An 8,634-nucleotide genomic window follows, 5' to 3' on the forward strand; every position below is an offset into this window, starting at 1 on the left:
CGGACCGTGGCCACGGTGGAAGCGACCACCTCGGCGACGGGCTGTTCTGACTTCTCATCGGTCAGACGATTGCGGACTTCGACCACTCCATCGACCAGGCCGCGACCGACGACGATCACGGTGGGGATGCCGATGAGCTCGGCATCGGCGAATTTGAAGCCGGGTGAGACCTTGCCACGGTCGTCGAGGAGGACGGTGACACCCTCGGACTCGAGCTCGGATGTCAGCTTCTCGGCCGCCTCGGCGATCTCGGCGCCCTTGCCGGCGGCGATGATGTGCACGTCGGCCGGGGCCAGATGCTGGGGCCAGAGGAGACCGGTTTCGCTGTGATATTCCTCCGCGATGCAGGCCATGACGCGGGTGACGCCGAGGCCGTAGGAGCCCATGGTCACGGTCGTGGCCTTGCCGTTCTGGTCAAGGACCTTGAGGTCGAGGGACTCGGCGTACTTGCGGCCGAGCTTGAAGATCTGACCGATCTCGACGCCACGAGCCAACTCGAGCGGACCGGAACCGTCGGGTGCGGGGTCGCCGAGGACCACCTGGGCGGCTTCGATGGTGCCGTCGGAAGTGAAGTCGCGGCCGGCGACGAGGTCGAAGACGTGACGGCCGGGCTCGTTCGCGCCGGTGATCCACCGAGTGCCGTCGACGACACGAGGATCGAGGAGGAAACGGACCTCCGAGCTGCCTTCGAGACCGAGCACCTGCGTCTCGGGGCTCAGGCCCGGTCCGATGTAGCCCTTGACGAGTTCAGGGTGGGCGGCGAGATCCTCCGCCGTGGCCGCTTCGAGGCCGACCTCACCATTGCCCAGCATTCCTGTTCCAGCGGCGCGGTCGAGGTCGACCTCACGGTCGCCGGGCAGACCGATGACGATGATCTCGCGGGTGCCGTCGGGGTGGGTGATCGCGCAGACGACGTTCTTGAGCGTGTCCGCTGCGGTCCACGCCCGATCTTCGCGCGGGTGGTTCGCATTCGCGGCGTCGACGAGGGTCTCGATCGTGGGCGTGTCGGGGGTGTCTTCGACGTGGGCCGCAGGCGAGAGCGAGAAATCGATCGCATCGGGCACGATCGAGGTCACGGCCTCGACGTTGGCCGCGTACCCGCCGGGTGAGCGCACGAAGGTGTCTTCGCCGACTTCGGAGGGATAGATGAACTCCTCTGTGCCCGAGCCGCCCATGGCACCCGGAGTGGCCCTGACCGGCAGGCACGGAAGTCCGAGGCGGGCGAAGGCGCGGAGGTAGGCCACGCGCATCGCCTCATAGGAGGCATCGAGTCCGGCATCGTCGATGTCGAAGGAGTAGGCGTCCTTCATGATGAATTCGCGTCCGCGGAGCAGACCTGCGCGCGGCCTGGCCTCGTCACGGTACTTCGTCTGGACCTGGTAGATCGAGAGCGGGAGATCCTTGTAGGAGGAGTAGAGGTCCTTGACGAGGAGGGTGAAGACCTCTTCGTGAGTGGGGGCCAGGATGTAGTCGTTGTCTTTCCGGTCCTGGAGGTGGAACAGGTCCGGTCCGAAGGCCTCCCAGCGTCCGGACTTCCGGTACGGATCGGCGGGCAGCAGGCCGGGGAAATGGACTTCCTGTGATCCGGCTCGGGCCATCTCCTCGCGCACGATGGCTTCGATCTTGCCCAGAACCTGCAGTCCCAACGGCAGCCATGTGTAGATCCCCGGGGCCGATCGGCGGATGTACCCCGCACGGTGCAGCAGTTTGTGGCTGGCGACCTCGGCACCGACCGGGTCCTCCTTCTGGGTTCGCACAAACAGGGACGACATGCGCAGGGCCATGGGTGATACTCCTCAACTTGTCAGGACTCAGATCGAACCCTATCGCACGCGGGTATGCGCACGGCAACTGTGCGGAAAAACAGATCAGACTGCCTATCGGACTCGGGCGGCCGGCGGCGATGGATTCGCCAGACGGGTGCAGGTGGACCCGCCGCCTGCCGGCTGCAGATTCGTCAGGTCGAGGAAGCGAATTAGACTGGTGGGCACAGACATCCACCAGGGCCTGCACAATTCAGGCCGATTCACTGACCGACCGCTTTCCTGACCGATACGAAGAGCATGCCTGATCCCACTCAACTGACGCAGTTCCCACGGCCCTCGGTCGCGGTCGACACCGCGGTCCTCTGCCCCGTTCCCGGACGTGGCCTGCACGTGCTCCTCACACATCCCGGCGACGGTGTTTGGCAGCTGCCGGGCTCGATTCTGCGTCCCCAGGAACGACTCGCCGAGGCTGTCGCACGGTGTCTGCGCGAAAAGGCGCGGCTCATCGACCGCGCCCCCGTCCAACTCCATGTCTTCGACCAACCCGATCGAGATGATCGTGGATGGGTGATCTCGGTGGCCCACCTCGACGTGCTGTCGACGAGAGATGTGGGATTCGGTGACGCGAGCTCCCCGGAGACCGAACCCGACCCGCAGGATGCGCGGCGGCGAAAGCTGGCACCCGTGCACTCGATCCGTGAACTCAGCGCAGAGCATCAGGAGATCGTACGGGTCGCGGTGCACCGTCTGCGCTCCCTGCATGAGCGCACACCGGACCCGTTCGGGCTGTTGCCGGAGGAGTTCTCGCTCCGACAGCTGCGTGAGCTGCATGAGATCGTGTCAGGACAGAATCTGCAGGCAGACACGTTCCGCCGCACGATGCTGCCGCTCCTCGCACCTACCGGGCGGGCCCTGTCCCAGGGACGCGGCCGCCCGGCCCAGACATTCACCCGACGTTCCGAGCTCGCCCTGCGCAGCGATGGCGAAGGCGACCAAGAGCGCGAGACCTGACGAAGTTGGAGGCTGACAGTGGAGATTGATCGCGCACCGGGCAAGCACGTTCGCGTGGACATGTGGCTGTGGACGACCCGCATGTTCAAGACCCGGAACCTGGCGACTCAAGCCTGCCGTGGCGGGCACGTCCAGGTCGACGGTCAGCGTGTGAAGGCAGCGCAGAAGGTCGCCATCGGCCAGGAGGTGCGCGTGCGCAAGGCCGGCACCGAATTCATCTGGAAGATCACCGGCTTCGTCCCCACGCGTCCGCAGTCGTCGATCGCCGTGCAGTGCTACGAGGATCTCACCCCGCCGCCGGATCCTGCTCTGCGCGGATTCGTCCCGCGCAGGGACAAAGGGCTGGGTCGGCCGACGAAGAAGGACCGCCGGGAGATGGAGAAGTTCCTGGGAGACATGGCAAAGCCGCGGAACCGGGATCGCCGACAGCCCTGAGTTCCGTCGCCCCGAGATGAGCCGCCGTCCGCGCAGTCCGCGTCGCCTGCGTCGCCGCACAATCCGCGTCGCCGCGAGCGCCTTGGGCCCGCTCCATCGTGGAGTGAGGGATCTCAGTACATGACCGTGGCGAAGGTGCCGACCTGTTCGAAGCCGACCCGGGCATACATGCGCAGGGCCACCTCATTGAAGTCGTTGGCGTAGAGGCTCACAGTGGTGTGCCCGGCAGCCCGGGTCTGCGCCACGACTGCCGCCATTCCCGCAGCACCGAGGCCTTGGTGGCGCACATCGGGGTGCACCCACACACCCTGGATCTGAACGATGCGCGGTGCTCTGATGCCGATGTCTGCTTTGAACAGCACCTGTTCGGCCTGACTCGTCGCCGGCCAACGCCGCACCGCTCCGCCTTGGGGCAGAGTGTCGGAGATGCGCGCAAAGCAGTTCTTGCCCCTGATGATGCTGCGGACTCGGGCCATGTAGCTCGATTGTCCGCCTTCGATCGGAGAGAAACCCACCTCGTTGGTGAACATGTCGACGCTGGCGGCGAACACTGCGGGCAGCTGCTCCACCGTCACCAGATCCACCGCTGAGTCGGGTTCGACCAAGGGATCGGAGCTGATAGCCAGCAGCGGCTGTCGGTCCCGGACCCCACGGGGACGGCCCCAGTTCAGGCGGCTGTGCAGATCGAGGATGATCGTGCGGGAGCCGATGAGGGAACAGGAGTAGCGTCCATCGGCGTTGAGCTTCTCGGCCAGCGCCTGGTTGGTCCCAGGGGTGGCAGCGACGGGGATGATGTTGCCGCCCACCCAGTAGGCCGCGACCGGTCGGTCACCGTCGAAGACGCCCAGCAGGGAACCGGACGGTGACCCCATCTGCGCTGTGCCCGTGACTTCGAGCAGCGCGATGAGGTAGACGTTCTCACACGGATTGAGTGCGAGCAGACTCTTCAGCCAACGGGTGTGCTGATGTCCCAGGCGAGCGACTCTCAGCACGAGAGAGCCTCCTTGTTCTGATCGTCGCCCACCGGGAACTCTCGCTTCGGTCGGGTCTCAGCCGACGACGATGTCGGGCGATCCAGACGGCGTGTCGGACTCTGCGGCGATGCGGTTGGCCTCTTCGATGAGCGTTTCGACGATCAGGTCCTCGGGCACGGTTTTGATGACCTCACCCTTGACGAAGATCTGGCCCTTGCCGTTGCCGCTGGCCACACCGAGGTCGGCCTCGCGGGCTTCGCCGGGGCCGTTGACTACGCAGCCCATGACGGCGACCCGCAGCGGGACTTCCATGCCTTCAAGGCCGGCTGTGACCTTGTCCGCGAGTGTGTAGACGTCGACCTGGGCACGGCCGCAGGACGGGCAGGAGACGATCTCGAGCTTGCGCGGTTTGAGGTTGAGGCTCTCGAGGATCTGATTGCCGACCTTGATCTCCTCGACGGGAGGTGCCGAGAGCGAGACGCGGATCGTGTCACCGATGCCCTGCGACAGCAGTGTGCCGAAGGCGGTGGCGGACTTGATCGTGCCCTGGAAGGCGGGACCGGCCTCGGTCACGCCCAGGTGCAGTGGCCAGTCACCGCGTTCGGCGAGCAGCTCGTAGGCGCGGACCATGACCACGGGGTCGTTGTGCTTGACGGAGATCTTGAAGTCGTGGAAGTCGTGCTCTTCGAACAGCGATGCCTCCCAGACGGCGGACTCCACGAGTGCCTCCGGGGTGGCCTTGCCGTACTTCTCCATGATCCGCTTGTCCAAGGATCCTGCGTTGACGCCGATCCTGATCGACGCTCCGGCATCACTGGCCGCCTTCGAGATCTCCTTGACCTGATCGTCGAATTTGCGGATGTTGCCGGGGTTGACACGCACCGCAGCGCAGCCGGCGTCGATCGCGGCATAGACGTACTTCGGCTGGAAGTGGATGTCGGCGATGACCGGGATCTGCGACTTCTGCGCGATTGCCGGCAGTGCCGCGGCATCATCGGGCGAGGGGCAGGCCACACGAACGATGTCGCAGCCAGCGGCCGTGAGTTCGGCGATCTGCTGCAGAGTGCCGTTGATGTCGGTGGTGGGTGTCGTCGTCATCGATTGGACGCTGACGGGAAAATCGGAACCGACGCCGACCTTTCCGACCTGGATCTGTCTCGTCTTCCGACGTGGCGAGAGCACAGGAGGCGGTGGGGCGGGCATTCCGAGGTTGACCGATGTCACGAAGACATTCCCTTCATTGACGACTGGTGACCAGACTGATCGTTCGAGTCATTCATATTGTAGGACTTCAAACCGTGTCCGGGCCTCCCGGCCACGGTGTGATCGCTCACCACACGGCGATTTCGCAGGTAGTGTGAAGGGAGCTTGCCGACCGAAGAGACAAGATTCCGAAGCGCAGAGGAGCATGCATGGCGTTCACCCACCCTGACACCGAGGCCATCATCAGCGGACTCGAGGCTGCGGCAGAATCTCTGCGAGCCCAGGGCGGCACCCTGGCATGGGGCGTCTTCGGCCGAGGTGGGACCGGGACGGTGGCCGATGGAGACGTCCCGTACCGGATCGCGTCGATGACGAAGTCATTCACCGCCGCAGCAATCGGCGTCCTTACGGCCGATGGCTTGGATCTCGATATGCCGCTGGGCCGCCTTGTGCCCGATCTCAACGACACATCGATCGCCGATCGCACCTGCCGTCAGGCACTGACCATGGGCACCGGGTTCACGAAGGACGACCCGTGGGCGGATCGAGTGGAGTCGATGAGCGCTGCCGAACTCATCGACCACCTGCGCCGCGGCGCCATCCCGATCGCACCGGCCGACACCGGTTACGAATACTCGAACCTCGGTTATGCCCTGCTCGGAGTCGTGACCGAAGCTGTGACCGGTAGGCCTTTCATCGACGTCGCCACCGCCGAGGTGCTCGAGCCCTTGGGTCTGTCCCGCACCGGATTCGATGTCGCCGACTTCCCCGACCTGGCACCCGGCATCCGCCTCGACCGACACGGCCGGGGTCACCCTGCCGAACTCACCGGTCCCGGTGTCTTCTCCCCCATCGGCGGAGTCATCTCCACGGTCAATGACATCGGTGCCTGGATGAATGCCCATATGGACGCACTCGAGCAGGTGGACGCACTCGAGCATGTCGGTTCCCTCGACCACCTCGGTTCCTCTGTCCCGGGGGCACTGGCGCGGATCCTGTCTGACAACCAGCAGGCGCATCGTCTCATCGAGGTCCAGCGCAGCGACCACCACACCGAATCCATCAACTACGGCTTCGGTCTGCAGCCCCGCCTCGACTCCCGCTTCGGTCGCGTCGTCTGCCATTCCGGCGGCTATCCCGGGTACGGGTCGCACATGCGCTGGTTCCCGGACCTCGGCCTGAGCATCGTCGTGTTCGGCAATACGACCTATTATCCGGCCGAAAGAGTCGTCAGGAACGTCATCGACGCCGGGTGGGCCGCAGCCGCGGGCAGCCCCGGTCTGCAGCTGACACGCACGACCACCGCGGTTCCTGCGCCCCACTATCCCGCTGCGGCGCAGCAGTCAGAGACCGTGCTGCGTGCGGCGAACCTCGTCCTCGATTTCGACGACACCGTCGCCGACGGGCTCTTCACCGTGAATATGGACCTCGATGAGCCCCGGACCGAGCGCCGTGAGCGCTTCGCCGCGTGGAAGGACGAACTGGCCTCGGGCCGTGATCTGGAACTGACGCAGGCCTTCACACCCGGCGACCTCGAGATGAGGACACCACTGCTGGGAACGGTGACGGTACCCGACTCACACGTCGCCGGCAGCGAAGGCTCAGCCGAGATGCCGGCGGCGACGATCACGGTGAGCCTGGACCACCTCGGCGCGGTGCAGACGATCACGCTGAGCAGCTGACTGCGAGCACCGTGCACCGGCTATCCGGAGTTGAAGATCGCGTCGAGGGTGACCGGTTTGACGAGGTCGACGTAGACGAGCAGAGCCGTCATGCACAGCATCAGCCCGATGACGACATAGGTCAGCGGCAGCAGCCGTGCCGTATCGAACGGTCCGATCGTGCCGCGCCCGCGGAACTTGTTGATCTGGCGCCTCGCGCCTTCGTAGAGGCCCACGGCGATGTGGCCGCCGTCGAGCGGCAGCAGCGGGATCATGTTGAAGGCGAACAGGAAGATGTTGAGTGATCCCAACATCCCCAGACCCATCTGGGCTTTGTCGACGATCTGGAGCTGGTCCGTCGACACGATCTCACCGGCGATGCGCCCGACTCCGACCATCCCGACCAGGCCCTCGGCGTCGCGCTCCTGAGAACCGGTGGCCACCTCGGCGATGTCGATGAGTTTGACCGGCAGGGTCACGATCGCGTGGAAGACGCCGCTGACCTGCTCCCAGACTGCGCCGGGGAACTCGTTCAGCGGCAGCGGCTGACGCTCCTGGACGGGACCGACGCCGAAGAATCCTTCGGTCACCGTCTGCGGTGTGCCGTCGGCGTTCGTCTGCGCCTCACCGCGATCGTCGACGACGGCTCTTTCGTGCGCGATGATCGGGACGTTGACGGAGTGGGTGCGGCCATCACGAGTGAACTCCACGTCGACTCGTTCACCGGCTTGGTCTGCGATGACGTTGGAGAGTTCGTCCCAGGTGTCGGTGGAGACGCCGGCAACCGCGGTGATGTCGTCGCCGGGTTCGATCCCGGCCTCCCAGGCGGGGGTGAGCGGATCGTCGTCCTGGCAGCTCTGCTTCTCATCCGCGGGACGCTGCGCCGCTTCCGAGGCCGGAACCGCGCATTCGACGACGGTCTGCACCGTGGTCGTCGGAGTCATGACCCCGATGCCGATGAGTGAGATCGCCATGATGATGATCCCCAGGACAAGATTGACCAGAGGACCGGAGAACATCACCACGAGCCTTTTGGGCACGTTCAGGGCGTAGAACGTACGGTGTTCCTCCCCCGGTTCGATCTCCTGATTCGAGAAGTCCCTGGCATCGGCCATCGTGTTCTCGAACAGCCGACCGCGCCGCTGCTTCCGAGGCCGATGCGGGGCCTCGGTCGCGACGTCGGCATGCCCGTCGATGTCGGTGGATTCTTCAGCTCTGCCATCGCCGAGGCGGTCGTCCCCGACCGCGCCGGCATCGTGCTGGGCCTCGCCGCCTTTCGACACGCCGGCCCGACGCGTCGTCGCCTCGAGTGGTGGGTACATTCCCGGCATGGCGATGAAACCGCCCAGTGGCAGTGCCTTGATTCCGTACTGGGTCTCGCCGCGGCGGAATGAGAAGACCGTCGGGCCGAAGCCGACCATGTAATGGGTGACCTTGACCCCGAACTTCTTCGCCGGTGTCAGGTGGCCGAGTTCGTGCAGTGCGATCGAAATCGAGATCCCGATGAGGAACAGGACGATCCCGACGATGTAGAGGATGACTGTCATATCAGGCTCCGCCGGAGGCCTTGCCCTGTGCAGAAGC

Annotated in this window: 7 protein-coding genes; 3 read left to right on the top strand and 4 right to left on the bottom strand. The window is 65.2% G+C overall.

Annotation, left to right across the window (positions count from 1 at the left end; genetic code table 11):
* Positions 1 to 1,784: proline--tRNA ligase (locus L0G76_RS11885; protein ID WP_304357414.1), on the bottom strand; the 1,784-nt coding region annotated here is incomplete at its 3' end.
* A 279-nt stretch (positions 1,785 to 2,063) separates the two neighbouring features.
* On the opposite strand from L0G76_RS11885, the gene L0G76_RS11890 reads away from it, so the two are divergent.
* Positions 2,064 to 2,777 carry an NUDIX hydrolase gene (locus L0G76_RS11890; RefSeq protein ID WP_304357415.1) on the top strand — a complete coding sequence of 238 codons (714 nt, stop codon included), beginning with the start codon at positions 2,064 to 2,066 and terminating at the stop codon, positions 2,775 to 2,777.
* A gap of 18 nt (positions 2,778 to 2,795) precedes the next feature.
* Positions 2,796 to 3,212 (top strand): RNA-binding S4 domain-containing protein, encoded by a 417-nt coding sequence (locus tag L0G76_RS11895; RefSeq protein WP_304357416.1) that lies wholly within the window; start codon positions 2,796 to 2,798, stop codon positions 3,210 to 3,212.
* 113 nt (positions 3,213 to 3,325) lie between these two features.
* On the opposite strand, the gene L0G76_RS11900 is transcribed toward L0G76_RS11895, so the two are convergent.
* Together L0G76_RS11900 and ispG are read right to left on the bottom strand one after the other, a co-directional pair.
* On the bottom strand, positions 3,326 to 4,204 hold the full coding sequence (locus L0G76_RS11900) for a GNAT family N-acetyltransferase (protein WP_304357417.1): 879 nt from the start codon (positions 4,202 to 4,204) through the stop codon (positions 3,326 to 3,328).
* A gap of 57 nt (positions 4,205 to 4,261) precedes the next feature.
* Positions 4,262 to 5,410, bottom strand: a complete 1,149-nt coding sequence (gene ispG / locus L0G76_RS11905) for a flavodoxin-dependent (E)-4-hydroxy-3-methylbut-2-enyl-diphosphate synthase (RefSeq protein ID WP_304357418.1) — start codon at positions 5,408 to 5,410, stop codon at positions 4,262 to 4,264.
* Positions 5,411 to 5,598: 188 nt separating this feature from the next.
* Between ispG and L0G76_RS11910 the strand changes: the two genes are divergently transcribed.
* Positions 5,599 to 7,071 (top strand): serine hydrolase domain-containing protein, encoded by a 1,473-nt coding sequence (locus tag L0G76_RS11910; protein WP_304357419.1) that lies wholly within the window; start codon positions 5,599 to 5,601, stop codon positions 7,069 to 7,071.
* Between the two features lie 20 nt (positions 7,072 to 7,091).
* On the opposite strand, the gene L0G76_RS11915 is transcribed toward L0G76_RS11910, so the two are convergent.
* Entirely contained in the window at positions 7,092 to 8,597 is a 1,506-nt protein-coding gene (locus L0G76_RS11915) for a M50 family metallopeptidase (protein WP_304357420.1), read from the bottom strand.
* Positions 8,598 to 8,634 lie beyond the last annotated feature (37 nt).

It is taken from the genome of Brevibacterium picturae (assembly GCF_030453725.1).
Classification (GTDB): domain Bacteria; phylum Actinomycetota; class Actinomycetes; order Actinomycetales; family Brevibacteriaceae; genus Brevibacterium; species Brevibacterium sandarakinum_A.

What these genes read in the sequence shown, in the direction of transcription:
- L0G76_RS11890 (WP_304357415.1), top strand. Translation starts at nt 2,064, where the DNA reads ATGCCTGATCCCACTCAACTGACGCAGTTCCCACGGCCCTCGGTCGCG.
- L0G76_RS11910 (WP_304357419.1), top strand. Translation starts at nt 5,599, where the DNA reads ATGGCGTTCACCCACCCTGACACCGAGGCCATCATCAGCGGACTCGAG.
- L0G76_RS11915 (WP_304357420.1), bottom strand. Translation starts at nt 8,597, where the DNA reads ATGACAGTCATCCTCTACATCGTCGGGATCGTCCTGTTCCTCATCGGG.